Here is a 17,071-nt window from a genome sequence, read left to right as displayed (position 1 = left end):
AGCTGATCGCTATTCAAGTTCGACCGCCTCCAACAAATCCGGGTCCGCTTCCGTCGGAAGTTTCGCAACCCGCTCCCGTAGCACTTCAGCTTCAACCTCAGAGAGTCCGAATATGGCAGGGGCCAGCTCATCCAGGTCTTCATCATACTTCGCCGTGTCATGGCCTGCCGAGGCCGCTGCAGCCGCGCCCCGAGCAATGTTGACCAGCTGCCTATGATCGCTCAAGTCAGGGTCGAACCGAGGAATTGCAAGATTTTCCATCACTGAGGGAAGGCCAAAGCTCTTCCCTGTTCCGTAGGCCATCGAGATGGCAGATGCCACCGCACTGTTCATCATCGCGCAGAAGTAGTGAGCCTCGTCTTCAGACTCGACCGAAACCACGGAAACCACATGCTGAGTTTGGGGGAGTTTGTCACCCAAGAACTCATCATCGGACGCCGTGACTACCGCCGCACTGATGCGGGGTACCATTTGCCGCCAAACCACTCGATGCTTTGACAAACTGGCAGTCTGGAAGTTGTACACAGAGTAGAAGGGATCGCCGTCTTCCAACGAGAAATAGCGACGCATCCCAGACCGCTGTTCGAGCAGGCCTTCAAACTTCTTGAGATACTTGTAGGTCAGCGGGTGTTCGGTCCGCATCAAAGACTCCGGTATGCCGGTCTTCGCAGCGGCGTCCTGCGGTATGACGATGTACGCACTTGGTGTCGCCTTCCAGCGCTTGATATCCCGCGATCTGATCAACGGGTAGACAAGATCGGGCTCCACGACTGCTTGAACCCTCAAAGGGGCATGCGCTTGGTCCTTTGCCACATCGCTTCTGTTTTCCACACGGAGCATTCCTGAGCTGGTTGACCCGGAAGGAGCAACCCAGAAGACTCCGTTCGCCCAAGTGCATACGCCGATGAACGCTTTGTAAGCGGACTTGCCGATGGCTGGGGTGAGCGCTTTGAAGACCTCCGGGGTGGAGGTGAACCAAGGCCCGAGTGGGTCTGCCGCATTCACAGGGTTCGCTACGCCGGTTTCTAAATCGCATCCACCTTCGACTTCTGAAAGTGTGCCGGACATCGCAAGACGGGATCGGCGAGTGGTGCGGGTCCAGGTGACGTACTCGACGGGGTACTTGGTTGGGTTTCCCTTTCGGATGACCATGACGACTGTCTTGGTGCTAGCGCCTTCGAAGGGTTGCAACGCTGAGAGATCGTGAACAACCTTGACGGACAGATTCGCGCCGTCCGATCCGATCTTGAATCTCCTGAACCCTTCGCTGGCCTTCTTGCCCTTCAGGAGGCTCTGGGTTACAACAAATCCGAGGGTGCCGCCAGATCGCAGGTAGGCGTCACATGCTCGGTAGGTGAACAGGGCTGCCAAGTCTTTCTTGCCTCCTCCCATTCGGGCCTGGGCGCCAGTTAGGGTGAAGAGACCGTACTGGGTCCACAGCGATTGAGTTGCCTTCCTGTAGGACAGGGACAGGGACTGCCAGTTCACCCAAGGGGGGTTGCCCACGACAAAGTCAAAAACTCCGCTAAGTAAGGGCGCGAACGCGTTTCGGATAATTCGGGGCCACACGCCATCTCGGCCTTCGACCTTCAGTTTTTGGATCTGCACGAACAGGGCCACGAGAAGATCTCGTTCTGGCTCGCTGAGACCTGCCAGTTGCCGTTTGATCAGCTTGCGAAACTCTGAAGGTTCGTAGTCACCGTTCAAAGCGTCTTCGAGCAGCGCTGTGGCAGTCGGCAGCAGTCCGTCGGATAGAAGCGATGCTGGGATCTCGAACGTTCCGACACTTGTGCTCAGAGTGTAGGTTTCACCCAGTAGACCGAGGTCCGTCGTGGTTGGCGCGAGGACCGAGTCGCACAGGTAAACAGGGATCTCGAACCGATCGAGGTCGCGGACTTGATCACCCAACGCCAGCAGATAGTTGGTGCGGGCTGCGATCACAGCGAGCGGATTAAGCTCGAAACCTATTACATCTGCGAGGAGATCGGCGATAGGTTCTCGTTCGGACGCTGGGGTTGCGTTACGTTTAGCGACACGCCGGTTGACTACCTGGATCAGGAAACTGCCTGTTCCGCACGCAGGGTCGAGAACTCTTGCTTTCTGCCCGTCGTAACCGGCGTTGTTTAGGGTCAGTTCGACTAGCCAGTCCGGCGTGTAATACTCGCCGAGATCGTGACGAATCTCCTTGGGCACCAAATACTGGTACAACTTCTTGAGAAGATCTCTCGTGGGTGCGGGGTCCAGGACACCGGTGGCAGGCTCAAATGTCGCCATCGAGCGAGCCATGTGACGAACACTGTCGGCCAGGTCCGCGTCCCAAAGCTTCAAGTACCAGCCGAAGAAGTCGGCTTCGAGAAAGTTTTGCAGCATGTAGTGCGAAAAGATCTCACCTGATTCAACGGCTCCCATCATAGCCCTAGTCGTTTCGTCGTCAGCGACGGCGAGTTTGTCGATGAACGACTCGATCAAGGATTCGCGTTGCATGGAAACCAGTTCCGCAGCTAGAAGCTTCATGAGGATGGCGTAATAGGTATGGATAGCGAATAGCAGGGGGCAGTGTCATAGCGTCGTAGCAACGTCCCTGGTCAGGGGGTGGTGACTGGCGGGGGCGGGCGCGGATGGCACGGCGGATGGTGACGATCGAGGATCGGGTGGTGATCGCAGCTGGGTTGAAGGCGAAGCTCACGTTGACGGCGATCGCTGCTGAGCTGGACCGGTCGGTGTCTGTGATCAGCAGGGACATCCGCCGGCATCGGGTCGGCCCGGCCGGCTACGGCCCTGTGTCCGCGGACTCGACCGCACGGCTTGCACGTTCCCGGCCACAGCAGCGCAAGATCGATGCGGATCCTGTCCTGGCGGCACGGGTGAGGGCTGATCTGCGGCACTCCCGGACGCCGCGGCAGATCGCCGGCCGGTTGCATCTGGAGGCCGGCGACGCAACGGTGGGGCTCATGGGTTCTTCCCCGGACGCGCAGGGCCGGCTGGTGTCGCACGAAGCGATCTACCGGTGGATCTATGCGCTGCCCAAGGGTGAGTTGGCCCGGCAGGGGATCATGTTGCGCAGCAAACGATCTGCCCGGCAGCGGCGCCGCCCGGTCGGGGAACGCAGCTGGGATCGAATCGTCGGAATGGTGTCCATCGACGACCGTCCCGAACACGTCGCCGACCGTAAGGTACCCGGTTGGTGGGAGGGTGACCTGATCGTCGGTAAGGGCGGGAAGTCGGCCGCTGCAACGCTTGTCGAACGCACCACCCGATACACCCTGATCCTCGGCCTGCCGCAGGGGAAAAAAGCTGATGGCCTGGCCGACGCTTTGATCGATCACCTGCAGGGCCTGCCGAACTTCATGCGGCAGGGCTTGACCTGGGACCAGGGCACCGAGATGGCCCGCCACGCGTCGGTGACCATCGCCGCGGACCTGCCGATCTACTTCGCACACCCCCACAGTCCATGGGAACGACCCACCAACGAGAACACCAACGGCCTGATCCGCGACTACCTACCCAAGGGCGATCACATCACCAGCCACCAGCCCTACCTCGACGCCATCGCCGCTGAACTCAACGAACGACCCCGAGCCGTCCTCGGATACCTCACCCCACGAGAAGCCTTCGAACGCCTACTCCTAGCCAACGTTGCTTCCACGGGTTGACACTGCCGGGGCTTGAAAGTAGCCGTCGCTGTTGGAATGGCGTAAGCCGAACATAGCACTTCGAGGTGCTTCCCTGCCTTCCCCAGGTCGTCGCCGTACACAATGCCGAAAATCCTATCCCACTCGCGATAAAGGGTGGACGGCAGGGGTTCAGCTCTGTTCGCGCTAAAGACTTCAAAGAGGTGCCCGACGAGTTTCTTCGCGCACGGACCGGATGGCCCAAACTCCTTCGACAGACCCTCAGCTGTCAACCGGCTGCGGTGGGCGGCACGCAGGTACACGAAAAACTTCTGCAGTGCCGGAGCGTCAATCCAGTATGGTCCGTCGATGACCGGTTTGGCGATCTGTCCGGGAGCAGAAGTGAACTCGTCAATTGGCAGCACGCCCTGCATTTCATCCAGCTGGATCGGCTGTGTCTGCGCTTCGCTGGTTTGGAACCGGAGAAAAAAGATCTGATGCCCGTCGATTCCAACCCCGACAACCCGTTGCAAAACTGCCGGATCGTCGCTGTTAGCCACCTCGGCGCGAAGGTACCTATCGAGTTGATCTGCGGCGTGGTCGACTCCACTCTTGCGGGATAACGCCCCGACAGCCTCGTACTCGATCACAACCCGTCCGTATACGGCGTCAGAACGCCCCCCGTGATCTGCGTAAGAACGTTCGTACTTCGGAGTTGTAGACATTCCGATCTTTGACAGTGCGGCCTGCAAGAGGGTCTCCCCTGCTATGCGGAGGTCTTCCTCTGAGCTCGCAAGTTGTGCGGCTTCGTGCAGCCCGTCGGCGTACTCCTGCGCAACCTCCGTACGGATCGTCGCTACGCCGCCGAATACTTCATCCCCACCGCTCTGTGTCATGAGTCATGACCATAGCCGGATCGAGACCCGGAACGGAGGGTTGGAGGCGCGATGCGGTGTTGCTGAACCCGCATTCGGTGTCCGGGGGCACCTGAGCGGGGTTGCTGCCAACGGTGGTCGTGTTGACGCCAGTGCCGGTAGGAGCAGACGACGGGGGTGCGACCGTGTCGACCCGGTGGTACCCCCGTCGTGTCGCTACTTGACGTTGGCGGTGAAGGTGAGGGGCTTGGGGTTGTATGTCTGTGGTTCGTTGTTGATGCCGGTCTCGAAGTAGGTGAACTTCGTCGTGAGGGTGCCGTCGATGGTGGTGGTGTCGGCGGGCACGGGGTAGGTGAGCGCAACGTCCCGGTCGGTGTTGGCGGCGTCCGCGTTGACGGCGGTGACGGGTTTGCCGTTGGCGGTGACTTTCCAGCCGGTGGTGTCGAGGGTGATTTCCCCGCCGTGCTCAAACTCGTGGTTCACGACCATTTCGGCCCACATTTGGCCGTCGGGTGCCCACCCTGCGGTGGGGTCGTAGGGGGTGAACGCAACACTTTTGACGGTGAGCGTGTAGCCGATGGTGTTGGGGGCGGATTCGGATTTGTAGGTGGCGGTGAACTTCGGGGCGGACTCGTTGACGGCGATGACCGGGTTCTGCAGGTACAGGCCGGGCAGTTCGGTGGTGCGGGAAGCGGCGGTCAGGTCCAGCATTTGGGGGTGCCCGTCCTGGTCGACGGTGAGGGTCGGCTTCGCGCCCGTGGGGACGCTGAAGGCGAGTGTGGTTGACGCGGCAGCTTCGCCGCTGTTTTCCGGGATCAGCTTGCCGGTCAGATCCGTTTTGGTGTCCCCGACTTGCAGGGTAACGGTGACAGCGCCGGGTTCGCCGTCACCGGCGAGGTCACCCAGCGCAGTGATCGCTGTCGAAGGTTGCGGGTCGCTGCCGAGGGTGACGAACATCAGCTGCTGCCCGGCGGCGGGCACATACGTTTTCCCTTCGGTCACGTCACCGGACAGTGCGGTCGTGACGCCGGTGAGCTGATCGAGGTTGCCCGCCGCCGTCACGGTAAACGTCCGCGTCGGGGTGATGATCGTGTTCTTCGACATGTCCACGGTCACCGGGTCCACCGGTTTCACGGCGCTGGCGTCCACAACCGCAACGGTCCCGGCGGGCGCTTCCGGCTTCGGCGGTTCGGGTAGCTGGTCGGCGTCGGCAGCTGGGGTGGCGCCGTCCGGGCGGTACAGCGTGCCCTCCGGTCGCGTCGCCCCTTCCTTCGCCGGGCTTGCCTCCGTCAGACCGGTGGTGGCGTTGTCCACCCGTGCGGTGAACATGTCCCACACAGCACCTTCCGCCGTGTCGGCGCGGCGGATCGGGCCGCACGCGATCAGCTCCATGAACGACCCCGCCTGGTCGGTGACGAAGTAGCACCGCGCCGTGTCTGCCACGTTCGCGTCGGTCTTGGTCAACTGCGCAATCGATGATCGCCACTGCTGGTCCGTGTCCGCCATGTAGGCGCCCGCCCCGGTTACGGACCCGGCGCCCACCTTTAACGCGTCCGACGACGGCGCAGGGTTCGAGGACACAGACGCGACGGTCGCCTCGGTACCGCCCGGTGGAGGCACGGGTTGAGCTGGGTCGCTGGTGCACGCGGCAACAGCAAACAGGGTGATGGCGGCGGCGATGACCGCACGGTTGGTGCGCATGACGAGGCTCCCCTACGTGTTCCGGGCAGGGGCAGATCCCGATGGTGTGGTGGCTCCGCGAATCCGACGGTTCGGGTCAGCGGGGTGGTGTGTGGCCCCCGGTGTGACTTGACGCAAGGCGCATCAGTGTTGCGCTTGCGCTACTGACCATCTGTAGCGCAAGCGCAACGATCAAGTCAACATGCCCACCGACTCGTCTCGTCTCGACGCCGACCAGCTGCGTAGGCGGGATGCTCGCCGACGGGCATTGGGGTTCTGGGTTCGGGTCTTGCGGACGGACGCCGGTTTGACGCAGGAGCAGCTGGCCCACGCGTCGGGTCTGGACCGGACGACGATCGTCCACTTGGAAGCCGGGCGTCGTCCGCTGCTCACCGACCGGTTGTGGGACTTGACGGCGGCGCTGAACGTCACGCTCGCTGAGTTCTTTGAGGCTGTCGATCACGATCTGGGCGTCGATGTGCGGTCGCGGGCGCCAATCACACTGGCGATGTTCGACCGACCCGCCGTTGAGGGTTCGGAGTGACCGAACGCAGCGGTCGGCAGGGATTGGGGCACCTTTGATGCCGAGCCTGATCCTGCGTGACGCAAAGTAGTTTCGGGTTTTCACCTGTTAGGCGAGAGCACCGCTCTCCCGCTACGCTGTATATACATTCACCGATCTACTCACAATCATTGCAGTGCAATAGGTCTCAGCGGTTCGGAAGTCACGCGTGCGCCGAAAACCGCAGACACTAAAGAGTTTCGCCCTACGCGATCGCACTGAAGCGCCGATCAGAGACGCCGCAACTCCTGATTTCCAGGCTTACCGTTGCCGTGACCACATCACCCGGCAACAGGAGAACTATCAATGTCAACCCGCTTTCGCGGGCAACGACATCCGTCTCACGAACTGAAGGCCCGGCCCCCGCGACGTAGGACTCGCGGTGGGGACCGGAACCAACAGCACTTCACCGGCAACGGCAGTGCCTACGGTAACTCTCCTTCAGCGTTTAGGAGGCAGATTCGTGCCCACTTCATCGACCTTTTCCCGGTCCGGCCACAACTGCAGACCGAGCGCCTGTTCAATTGCGGCGAGCGCCGGTACGTCCAAATAGGTCTCGCCCGACAACGCGCGGCCGATGGTCGTATGCGCGATGTTCGCGCGGCGACCCAGATCGCGGTTGGTGATCTTCTGGCCTTCCAGTTCGGCCTTGAGTCGTCGGGCGACGTGTTGGGCAACGACAGCGCCGGGCGGTGCGTCGTTGACAAGTTTGCCGGTCGGCCAGGTGCCGGACGCCAGGTAGCTGGCGGGCGCGGCGACCGTCCGGGTGGGCATGACGCGATCGTATCGGTGCTGGCCGCGAGACCATCCGACTTGACAGATCGGGGATTCCAGCTAGACAGTGGTGCGGTACCGCACCATCTGCCAAAGGGGTCTAAGCCGTGCGTCCGATCCACATCCGAGGTGTCCTTGTGACCACCCCGGAGGAGGTCGTCGCGCAGTACCGACCCAACGGGGTCGACCCCGAGACGTGGCAACAGATTGGGCCGTTGGTCCGTGAGGTCGTGACCCGGACCGGGTTTCGCGCGCTGAGCACCTACATCCGTGCGATGAGCGTTGCGACCGGGCTTGTTGGATGGGCGCAACGCGAGGGCATCGATCTTGACATCGAGTCGGTGTTCTCCCCGGCCACGGTTGACCGGTACACCGCCGTCGGCATGCCGCAGTACACCGACCGTGCACGATCAACCCGACGGGCAATGCTCCGCACCGTTGCACGCGCCGTGACGAAGAAGGCCCCGTGGGAACCGAAACCGGAAACGTTGGCACGCAACACCATGCGCGCCCCGTACAGCAACACCGAGATCGATCGGCTGTGGGAGATCGCGGGGCAGCAACCCGACGGGCAGCGGCAGCGCAGCGCCAAAACGCTGTTCACACTCGGTCTCGGCGCCGGTCTCACTCCGGTCGATCTGCTCCACGTCACCGCCGCCGACGTTCGCCGCGAACACCGGGCCGTTGTTGTTCGTACCCCCGGCGAGCTTGGCCGCGACGTGCCCGTCCGCGCCCGGTGGGCACCCGAACTGCTGAAGTTGGCCGACCAGTACCCGGACGGGCCGCTGGTCGGGCCGCTCGGCACATCCCGGAACCGGCTCAACGTCCTGCTGTCGAGGATCGTCCGTACCCCGGACATGCCGAACCTAAGCGTCCACCGACTGCGCACCACCTGGATGATCCACGTTCTCAACTCCGGCACCCCGGTCTCGGAGTTCATGCGCGCCGCCGGATGGTCAACCGGATCACGGCTCGGCGAACTACTCCCCTACCTGACTGTGCGGGAACCCGAAAAGTCGTGGCCGCAACTGGCGGGCAACCATGACTGAACCCCTCGTGCAGGCCCACCGCGCCGTCTGGAAGTACCTGTCCCCCACCGCCGCGTACCGCCGTGCCGTCGCCGTCATCGACCGCTCCGGGCTGCTCCCGATCGTGGAACACAACCTCAACGCGACCACCGGACGGCCACGCACGTTCACCGCCCGCGCGCTGCTCGTAGGGATGACGCTGCACGCTGTCACCGGCTCCAGGACGATGGTGATGACCGACATCGTGGGCACTCTGCGGAACCTTGGTCCGTCACAACGAGCCGATCTCGGTGTCGGCGCCGACGTCACCTACCCGATGCTGTGGCACGCCTTCGCCAAGATCGCCGCCCAACTTGATGACGGCGGGCTGCGCGTCCCCGGCAGCGACGACCGTCTCACCGTGCAGCAGTTCGCCGACCGACTCCTCGCCGCGTCCCTGCCCGCCAACTACAACCTCACTGGCTCCGCTGCCATCGACGGAACCGACCTCGAGGCGTGGGCACGTCGCCGATCCTGGGCCAACAAGAAGGACCTGCCGACAGCCGGAACCGAGATCCCCGACGGGACCAACCTCGGCCCATCGAAGCCGGTCAACGAACCGGGCTGGCCGATCTGGGATGACGACGGACGCCCCCAAAACTCCTGCGACCCCGAGGCCCGCGACGGTTATCGCTCCGGTCACAACGGACGACCCGGCGACATTTACGTCGGCTTCGAGCTTCACCTTGCAACCCAGATCCCCACCATCGGCGGCACGGTCGTACCGCACCTCGTCACCGGCATGACGCTGACCCCCGCCGGATCACACCGTGGCGAAGCCGCCGTCCGCACCATCGACGGCATGACCGCCGCCGGAACCACCACCACCGACCTGTGCGTCGACCGGGGCTACAACTTCTGCCTCCCTGAAACGTTCGCCTACCCCATGTGGGCCAGAAACGTCGACGTGTGGGGCGACCTGCACCCAAACCAGCGCGGTCAACGGCCCGGACCGATCCCCGGCACCATCTGGATCGACGGCACCCTGTTCACCGAAGCGTTGCCCCGGCTGCTGCGGAACCTCACCCCGCCCGGCGCGTACGCCACCACCGCCGAGGCCGAGGCCGCGCAGGCCGACTTCGACCGGCGCCGCGCCTACGCGTTCACCCCGCTCACCAAACGCGACCCCGACGGGTACCAGCGTCTCAAGGGACCGGCGCTTGCCGGGCAGGTCCGCTGCCCCAACGTCCCCCAGTCGCTGCGCCTCGCGCACACCCGCCCCACCACCCACTGCTCACAGTCCACGCCGTGCGCGTGCGGCAAAACCGTCACGATCACACCCGACCAGTCACCCCGCGAACGGATGCCGCAACCCTGGGGCACCACCGACTGGGCAGCCGCCTACTATCGCCGGTCCGCCATCGAATCGACTAACGCCGAACTGAAGAACCACCGCCTCGACATCGGCAAGGGCTTCACCCGCGTCTTCGGCGTTGTCCGCAACACCCTGCTGTGTGCGTTCGCGTTCGCTGGGATGAACGTCCGCCTGCTCCGCGACTGGCATGCCATCCGGCACTTGTCCGACCCGTGGGCCGTCGCCCTCGGTGAAGCTGACCTCGGTGACGGCGCCGCCGCTCTCCGCGCGAAGAAGACCCGCGCCCGACGACGCACCCGGACCCTCCCGGAACTCCTCGGTGAACCGCCACCCGACATCCGGGACGGGACTGGAGGCCCGTCATGACGACACTGCACCGCACCACCTGAAAACCGGTCTCACAGCCGTACCCGGAATCGCCCGCCAACCCAGTTGGCGGGCGATTTTCGTTCCCCGGACCAGCCTGTCCCTGGTCAGGTCGGCCCTACCATCCGGTCGATCGCCCCTGGACAACGAGAAACCCCGCCGGGACGGATCCCGGCGGGGTTATCTGACGATGCTCGGCCGACTTGGCTGAACATCCCGTGGTGGGCAAGGGGGGAGTTGAACCCCCACATCCTTTCGGATACACGGACCTGAACCGTGCGCGTCTGCCATTTCGCCACTTGCCCTGGAGACGGGAACAAGGTTAACACGCAGTGACAGCAGGACCCGACCGCTCACGATGCGCTCGGGCTGCGTCCGGAATGTCGGCCCGACGGCCGAGGTTGCAGCTGTCAGAACGCCGCCCAGCTCGGGCGGGAGCGCAGCGGAAGGCAGCCATGCAGATCGAGATCTTCTCCGACGTCGTGTGCCCGTGGTGCTACGTCGGCACCCGGCGACTGCAGGAGGCGCTGTCCACCTTCCCGCAAGCGGACGACGTCACCATCACCTATCGCAGCTACCAGCTCGATCCGAGCTCGCCGCAACAGTCCGAGCAGACCCTCGACGAGATGCTGGCCGCCAAGTACGGCCGCACCCTCGCGGAGGCCCAGGCGATGAACCAGCAGATGACCGATGTCGCCGCGACCGTCGGCCTCGAGTTCCACCTCGACATCGCGCACCCGGCCAACACGTTCGACGCCCACCGGCTGCTGCACCTGGCGCTCGCCCACGGCAAGCAGCTCGAGCTGAAGGAGCGGCTCCTGCTCGGCTACTTCTCCGAAGGACTGCCGGTGGGTGATCACGAGGAGCTCGCCCGGGTGGCCGTCGAGGTAGGCCTGCCCGCCGACGAGGTCAGTGCGGTGCTGGCCGGCGACCGGTACTCGGGCGACGTCCGCGCCGACATCGAGCTGGCCCGCAGCTTCGGTGCCACCGGGGTCCCGTTCTTCGTCGTCGACCGCGCCTACGGGGTCAGCGGCGCGCAGGAGTCGACCGTCTTCACCGACGTCCTGCAGCAAGCCTGGAAGGCCGCCCACCCGGTCCCGCTCGTCACCACCTCCGGTGACGCGCCGGTGTGCGCCGACTCCTCGTGCGAGGTCCAGCAGGGCTGAACGCGCTGGGTCGCCGTCGGCTCGGGCGGCGCGGTCGGGGCCGGTAGCGTTTGAAGCACCATGAGCGCAACCCTCCAGGCCATCAACTTGTCCGCCGGTCACGGCGGCCGGGTGCTGTTCGACGGTCTCGACCTGGTGGTCGCCCCTGGTGACGTCATCGGCCTCGTCGGCGCCAACGGGGCCGGCAAGACCACCCTGCTACGCCTGCTGGCCGGCGAGGACGCCCCGCTGGACGGCCGGATCAGCGTCAGCCCACCCACCGCCACCATCGGCCACCTGCACCAGGAGCCGGAGCGGCGGGAGGGCGAGACGATCGCCGCGTTCATCGCGCGCCGCACCGGCGTCAGCGCAGCCCTGGAGGCGATGGACCGGGCCGCCGTCGCGCTCGCCGAGGGGACGCCGGACGCGGACGATGTCTATGCCGCAGCGCTGGAGCGTTGGCTGGCACTGGGCGGCGCCGACCTGGAGCAGCGCATCGGGTCTGTCGCCGCCGACGTCGGTCTCGCGCTCGACACCCCGGCGGACCTCGACCGCCCGATGACCGCACTGTCCGGCGGGCAGGCCGCCCGCGTCGGCTTGGCGGCGCTGCTGCTGTCCCGGTACGACGTGCTGCTGCTCGACGAGCCGACCAACGACCTGGATCTCGACGGGCTGGCACTGCTGGAGAAGTTCGTCCAGGGCCTGCGGTCGCCGGCCGTGATCGTCAGCCACGACCGGGAGTTCCTGGCGCGCACCGTTTCCGGGATCGTCGAGCTCGATCTGGCGCAGCACTCGATCGGCATCTACGAGGGCGGGTACGACGCCTACCTGCACGAGCGGGACGTGGCCAGACGTCATGCGCGGGCGGAGTTCGAGGAGTACGACGACAAGCTCGGATCGCTCAAGGACCGCGCCCAGATGCAACGGAACTGGATGGCCCAGGGTGTCCGCAACGCCCGCCGGAAGGCGCCGGACAACGACAAGATCGGCAAGGCGCACCGGCTGGAGAGCAGCGAGAAGCAGGCGGCCAAGGCGCGTCAGACGCAGCGGATGATCGAACGGCTCGACGTGGTCGAGGAGCCGCGCAAGGAGTGGCAGCTCCAGATGACGATCGGCGCTGCCCCGCGCTCCGGAAGCGTGGTCGCGACGGCGAACGCAGCCGTGGTGCGCCGCGGCGCCTTCACCCTCGGACCTGTTGACGCGCAAGTGGATTTCGCGGATCGGATCGTCATCACCGGGAGCAACGGCTCCGGCAAGACGACGCTGATCGGCGCACTGCTGGGCCGGATCCCGGTGGACGCAGGCAGTGTGTCGCTCGGATCAGGTGTGCGGATCGGCGAGATCGACCAGGCCCGCGGGCTGTTCCTCGGCGACCAGCCGCTGGCGCGCGCGTTCGGCGACGCCGTCCCGGACTGGCCTGATGCCGAGGTGCGCACACTGCTCGCGAAGTTCGGCCTCACTCGCGACCACGTCCTGCGGCCTGCCGGTTCGCTGTCGCCGGGCGAGCGGACGAGGGCGGCGCTGGCCCTGCTGCAGGCCACCGAGGTCAACCTGCTGGTGCTGGACGAGCCGACGAATCACCTCGACCTGCCCGCCATCGAGCAGCTCGAGCAGGCGATCGACAGCTTCGACGGCACCCTGCTGCTGGTGACCCACGACCGGCGGATGTCGGCCGAGGTACGCGGCACCCGGCGCTGGCACCTCGATGCGGGACGGCTGACCGAATCCCGCTGAGGTCCGGCCGGGCGGCAGACCAGCCATCGAATCGGCACGAACGCGTGCTGGATCGCTCGGCTCGGCGTAAAAACGCCGAACGGATGGACGGGGGAACGCAGAAGACGGGTGCCCGGATCACTCCGGGCACCCGTCCTGGGTACTGCCGTGCGGTTCAGCCGCACGTGGTCAGCCGCACGTGGTCAGCCGCGCGCCTGACCGTGTGGCCCGAATCCGCGACCGGCGAACCCGCGACCGGCACCGGGTCCGAACCGCGGGCCGCGGCGTCGACCACGGACGAGGCCGACGATCAGCATGATCACCAGCACCGGCACGATCAGGTGCAGGGCCACCGCAATGACGCCGACGACGATGCTCACCACCAGCATCAGCGCAGCAACGCCGACCACCGCAGCGATGACCGCTCCGACGGGTGAGCGGCGGGCCGCCTGCCGCATCCCGGAACGCGTTGCGGCAGATCGAATTCCGCCGGCCAGCGATCCCGCGCCGGCCATCGGCCCGCTGAACGCGGACTGGAACGGGCCGGCGAACGAGCCGCCGAACTGTCCACCCCTGGCGTATCCGGAGCCACCGGGCAGGTCGCCGAACACCTCATCGATCTCGTCCAGATAGGTTGCGCGGTAGGCCTTCTGGACCCGCTCGTCGTACTCGTCGGTGGTCAGCCGACCACTGCCGACGTGCTGCGCCAACAGGTCGGCGGCTTCCTGACGGTCGGTGTCGGCCGCCCGCATCCGTGTATTCATCGCTCGTCCTTCGTCTCGTCGTGGCTCACTGCACCATCGTGGGCACCGTCTTCGGCACCGTCGTGCGCACCGTCACCGGCACCGTCGTGACCCTCGGCCGCATCCGGGAGCTCGCCCGTCGCAGCCGTGGCACCGTCTTCGCCGAGCACCTTGTACAGGTCCGCTCGGGTCCGGGCGAGGATTTCCCTGGCCTGGTCCCGCTGCGTCGCCGTACCGGTGGTGCACACGTGGAAGAACGCCGTCGCCACCCCGAAGATCAACTCTCCCAGGTGGTCTCCGCCCTCGGCCGGCTCCGGGGCGACCGATGCCCAGAGCTGGGCGATCTCCTCGGACTTGGTCGCGACGTAGGCCGAGCCTTCGTCGGTGAGCTTGAAGACCCGGCGGCCGTCGACGTCCTCGGCGCGAATCAGCGCCTCGTCCTCGAGTTGCTGCAGCGTGGGATACACCGAGCCGGGGCTGGGCTTCCAGCTCCCGCCGGAGCGGGTCTCGATCTCCTGGATCATCTGGTAGCCGTGCCGGGGTTCCTCGGCGAGCAGTGCGAGCACTGCCAACCGCACCTCACCGCGACCGCGGCGCGGTCCGCGCCCGGGCCAGCCGCCGCCGGGTCCGCCGAACAGGCCGGCAAACTGCGGGCCGAAATCTCGTCCGAAGCCCTGACCGAACGGGCCGCGACCGCGACCGCCCCGGGGGCCACCGCCGCGCGGACCACCTCGGTGGCCACCACCGCGAGGACCGCGGTCGTCGTCAGCCCAGGCGCCGAACGGGCCGTCCGACGGCGGACGACGGCGGTGGCCGCGCTCACCGGCGTCGCCGGGTACTCCTGGCTCGTCGGTCCGGGCGGCGCGATCCCCGCCGAAGCCGTTCTCACTCAGGAACTGCTTGATCATCTGGGGCAGCTCTGCCGGGTCGAAACCCTGACGACGCCCCTGCATCCATTCACTCATGGTGTGTCTCCTTCTACGTCCGGACCTCACGGTTCGGAGCTTGTTGGTCGAATCGCCGGGTTCCGCAGTGATCAGCTCCGGTGCCGCTCGTTCCGCTGGTCGTGCTCGGCACTGCTGCCGTCGATCTGCGGTTCGTAGCTGTTCGGCGATAGTTCAACGATATATCGCAAGTCTCTGACCTGCCAGGACGGACGGCAACTCTCAGGGAAATCTCAGGGTTCTCCCCGAAGGTCCCCCGGCTGCACCGCGGCTCGCGGAGGCCGGCACGTCCTGCGGCACAGCTGCCGCAGCGGGATCACCCGATCCGGGTGCGGCGTGGGGTTCGTTGCGACAACACTGCTGGTCGGCGAGCTCGGGGCAGTGCGCCAGCGGCCCCGGGAAGCCCCTCACCGGCACCGCCGGCGCCCCCCAGCGGGACGATCCGGCCACGACGGACCTCCTCACCACTACCATCGAGCCTTGACGTGCGGCGGTCCGCGCCAGCACAGCCGCCCGTCCGACCGACAGCCGATCAACGCGAGGAGAGCAGGTGACGACCCGGTGAGCCTTCTGCAGAACTTCGAGCGACGCCTCCAGGGCGCCGTCGCCGGCACGTTCGCCCGACTGTTCGGCGGCTCGGTCCATCCGACCGAGGTGGCGGAGGCGCTCCAGCACGAGGCCGCTGACCACGTGCAGCGCCAGGGCAGTGCGTCGGTGGCGCCGAACCACTACGTCGTGCGGATGGGCCCGTCCGATTCCTCCGACATCGGCGATGCCAAGAATCGCGTCGCGGGCGCGCTCTCGGGGATGATCGACGAGTATCTGACCGAGCAGGGTTGGCAGACCTTCGGTGACGTGGTGGTGACGATCGAGGAATCGCCGGCGCTGCACACCGGACAGTTCAAGATCAGCTCCGAGGTCGACCCGGACGTCGACCGACATGGCAACAGTCGCAGCCGCAGCACCCGTTCCAGCAGCACCGAGCACCGCGACACCAAGAGCAGTGACACCAAGAGCAGTGACACGAAGGACGGCACCCGACTCCCGGGGCACCCGCAGGCGAACCACCGACCGACAGGAGTGGCACAGATGAGTCAGCACCCGGACTCGGAGCGGCCGTACCCGGAGCAGTCCCGGCCCGAGGGTGGAGCCGCTCCCACCCCTGACGGCTACCAGCAGTACGGCCAGCCCGCCCGGGACCAGGGCCAGCAGCAGTACGCACCGCCCGCCCAGGGTCAGGATCCGCAGCAGCACGGCCAGTACCCACAGCAGCCGGCACCGGTGTACGGCCAACCGCCACAGCAGGGCCACGAGCAGTACGGCGGGCAGGGCGGCCCTGACCCGCAGTACGGCCAGTACCCGCAGCAGGGTTACGACCAATACGGCCAGCCCGCCCAGCAGGGCCACGGCCAGCAGCCCGGCCACGAGCAGCAGAGCCACGGCCAGCAGGGCTACCAGCAGCCCGGCCATGAGCAGCAGGGTTACGACCAGTACGGCCAGCCGGCCCAGCAGGGCTACGGCCAGCAGCCCGGTCACGACCAGCAGGGCTACCGCCAGCAGCCCGGGTACGATCAGTACGGCCAGCCCGCCCAGCAGGGCTACGGCCAGCCCGGGTACGACCAGCCCGCCTACGGCCAGCAGGGCTACGGCCAGCAGGGCTACGGCCAGCAGGGCTACGGACAGCAGGGCTACGGCCAGCAGGGCTACGGCCAGCAGCCGGGCTACGGCCAGCCGGATTACGGGCAGCCGGGCTACGGGCAGCAGGGCTACGGGCAGCCGCCCGCCGCCCCGGAGGCCTACCAGCCGCCCGACTCCTATCAGCACTACGGCCAGCCTGCGGCACCCGCCGACCAGGGCCAGGCCTACCCGCAGTACGGCGGCGCCCCCGCGGATTCCTACCAGCAGTACGGTCAGCCCGCAGGGGCCCCGGTCGGCTACCCCGGCGGCCAGCAGCAGTACGAGCAGCCCGCCGCCGTCGCCGACGCCACCGCCGTGCTCACCGTCGACGACGGCTCGCACCGCTCCTACCAACTGCAGCGTGGATCGAACATCGTCGGACGCGGGCAGGACGCCTCGTTCCGGCTGCCCGACACCAGCGTCAGCCGTCGGCACATCGACATCTACTTCGACGGCCAGACGGCGGTGCTGCACGACCTCGGCTCGACCAACGGTTCGACCGTGAACGGTTCGTCCGTGCAGACCTGGCAGCTCGCCGAGGGAGACGTCATCCGGATCGGTCACTCGACGGTCGTCTTCTCCACCCGCGGGTAAGGCGG

Annotated in this window: 13 protein-coding genes and 1 tRNA gene; 8 read left to right on the top strand and 6 right to left on the bottom strand. The window is 66.1% G+C overall.

The features are described from left to right. Positions 1-9: 9 nt before the first annotated feature. Complete coding sequence (locus ABLG96_RS01790) at positions 10-2,514, bottom strand: N-6 DNA methylase (RefSeq protein ID WP_353649716.1); 2,505 nt, start codon at positions 2,512-2,514, stop codon at positions 10-12. A gap of 116 nt (positions 2,515-2,630) precedes the next feature. Between ABLG96_RS01790 and ABLG96_RS01785 the strand changes: the two genes are divergently transcribed. Both ABLG96_RS01785 and ABLG96_RS01780 read left to right on the top strand, forming a co-directional pair. Beyond that, positions 2,631-3,653: an IS30 family transposase gene (locus tag ABLG96_RS01785; RefSeq protein WP_353649216.1), complete on the top strand. Its 1,023-nt coding sequence runs from the start codon at positions 2,631-2,633 to the stop codon at positions 3,651-3,653. 182 nt (positions 3,654-3,835) lie between these two features. After that, positions 3,836-4,234 (top strand): hypothetical protein, encoded by a 399-nt coding sequence (locus ABLG96_RS01780; RefSeq protein WP_353649715.1) that lies wholly within the window; start codon positions 3,836-3,838, stop codon positions 4,232-4,234. Positions 4,235-4,702: 468 nt separating this feature from the next. Here ABLG96_RS01780 and ABLG96_RS01775 read toward each other — a convergent pair whose 3' ends face one another. Continuing rightward, the gene (locus ABLG96_RS01775) at positions 4,703-6,187 is read right to left on the bottom strand and encodes a hypothetical protein (RefSeq protein WP_353649714.1); all 1,485 of its coding nucleotides are present in this window, start codon (positions 6,185-6,187) and stop codon (positions 4,703-4,705) included. A gap of 181 nt (positions 6,188-6,368) precedes the next feature. On the opposite strand from ABLG96_RS01775, the gene ABLG96_RS01770 reads away from it, so the two are divergent. Then, positions 6,369-6,710, top strand: coding sequence for a helix-turn-helix transcriptional regulator (locus ABLG96_RS01770; protein WP_353649713.1), 342 nt, complete (start codon positions 6,369-6,371; stop codon positions 6,708-6,710). Between the two features lie 459 nt (positions 6,711-7,169). On the opposite strand, the gene ABLG96_RS01765 is transcribed toward ABLG96_RS01770, so the two are convergent. After that, positions 7,170-7,502 carry a helix-turn-helix transcriptional regulator gene (locus tag ABLG96_RS01765; RefSeq protein WP_353649712.1) on the bottom strand — a complete coding sequence of 111 codons (333 nt, stop codon included), beginning with the start codon at positions 7,500-7,502 and terminating at the stop codon, positions 7,170-7,172. 137 nt (positions 7,503-7,639) lie between these two features. On the opposite strand from ABLG96_RS01765, the gene ABLG96_RS01760 reads away from it, so the two are divergent. Together ABLG96_RS01760 and ABLG96_RS01755 are read left to right on the top strand one after the other, a co-directional pair. Next, positions 7,640-8,551 (top strand): hypothetical protein, encoded by a 912-nt coding sequence (locus tag ABLG96_RS01760; RefSeq protein WP_353649711.1) that lies wholly within the window; start codon positions 7,640-7,642, stop codon positions 8,549-8,551. Further along, positions 8,544-10,250, top strand: coding sequence for a transposase (locus ABLG96_RS01755; protein ID WP_353649710.1), 1,707 nt, complete (start codon positions 8,544-8,546; stop codon positions 10,248-10,250). Before ABLG96_RS01760 ends, ABLG96_RS01755 begins: the two co-directional genes overlap by 8 nt. Before the next feature lie 219 nt (positions 10,251-10,469). Here the strand turns inward: ABLG96_RS01755 and ABLG96_RS01750 are convergent. After that, positions 10,470-10,555, bottom strand: a tRNA-Leu gene (locus ABLG96_RS01750). A 150-nt stretch (positions 10,556-10,705) separates the two neighbouring features. On the opposite strand from ABLG96_RS01750, the gene ABLG96_RS01745 reads away from it, so the two are divergent. Together ABLG96_RS01745 and ABLG96_RS01740 are read left to right on the top strand one after the other, a co-directional pair. Then, a complete protein-coding gene (locus tag ABLG96_RS01745; RefSeq protein WP_353649709.1) occupies positions 10,706-11,416 on the top strand; it encodes a DsbA family oxidoreductase in 711 nt (236 codons plus the stop codon). A gap of 60 nt (positions 11,417-11,476) precedes the next feature. Beyond that, positions 11,477-13,129, top strand: a complete 1,653-nt coding sequence (locus ABLG96_RS01740; protein WP_353649708.1) for an ABC-F family ATP-binding cassette domain-containing protein — start codon at positions 11,477-11,479, stop codon at positions 13,127-13,129. A 182-nt stretch (positions 13,130-13,311) separates the two neighbouring features. Here ABLG96_RS01740 and ABLG96_RS01735 read toward each other — a convergent pair whose 3' ends face one another. Next, the gene (locus tag ABLG96_RS01735) at positions 13,312-13,872 is read right to left on the bottom strand and encodes a DUF1707 domain-containing protein (protein WP_353649707.1); all 561 of its coding nucleotides are present in this window, start codon (positions 13,870-13,872) and stop codon (positions 13,312-13,314) included. Then, the gene (locus ABLG96_RS01730; protein WP_353649706.1) at positions 13,869-14,816 is read right to left on the bottom strand and encodes a PadR family transcriptional regulator; all 948 of its coding nucleotides are present in this window, start codon (positions 14,814-14,816) and stop codon (positions 13,869-13,871) included. Before ABLG96_RS01730 ends, ABLG96_RS01735 begins: the two co-directional genes overlap by 4 nt. Positions 14,817-15,356: 540 nt before the next feature. On the opposite strand from ABLG96_RS01730, the gene ABLG96_RS01725 reads away from it, so the two are divergent. Continuing rightward, the gene (locus ABLG96_RS01725; RefSeq protein WP_353649705.1) at positions 15,357-17,066 is read left to right on the top strand and encodes an FhaA domain-containing protein; all 1,710 of its coding nucleotides are present in this window, start codon (positions 15,357-15,359) and stop codon (positions 17,064-17,066) included. Positions 17,067-17,071 lie beyond the last annotated feature (5 nt).

This window comes from Nakamurella sp. A5-74 (genome assembly GCF_040438885.1).
Taxonomy (GTDB): Bacteria; Actinomycetota; Actinomycetes; order Mycobacteriales; family Nakamurellaceae; genus Nakamurella.
Note: the sequence above shows the minus strand (reverse complement) of the source record. Positions and strands in the feature narration are given on the sequence as shown.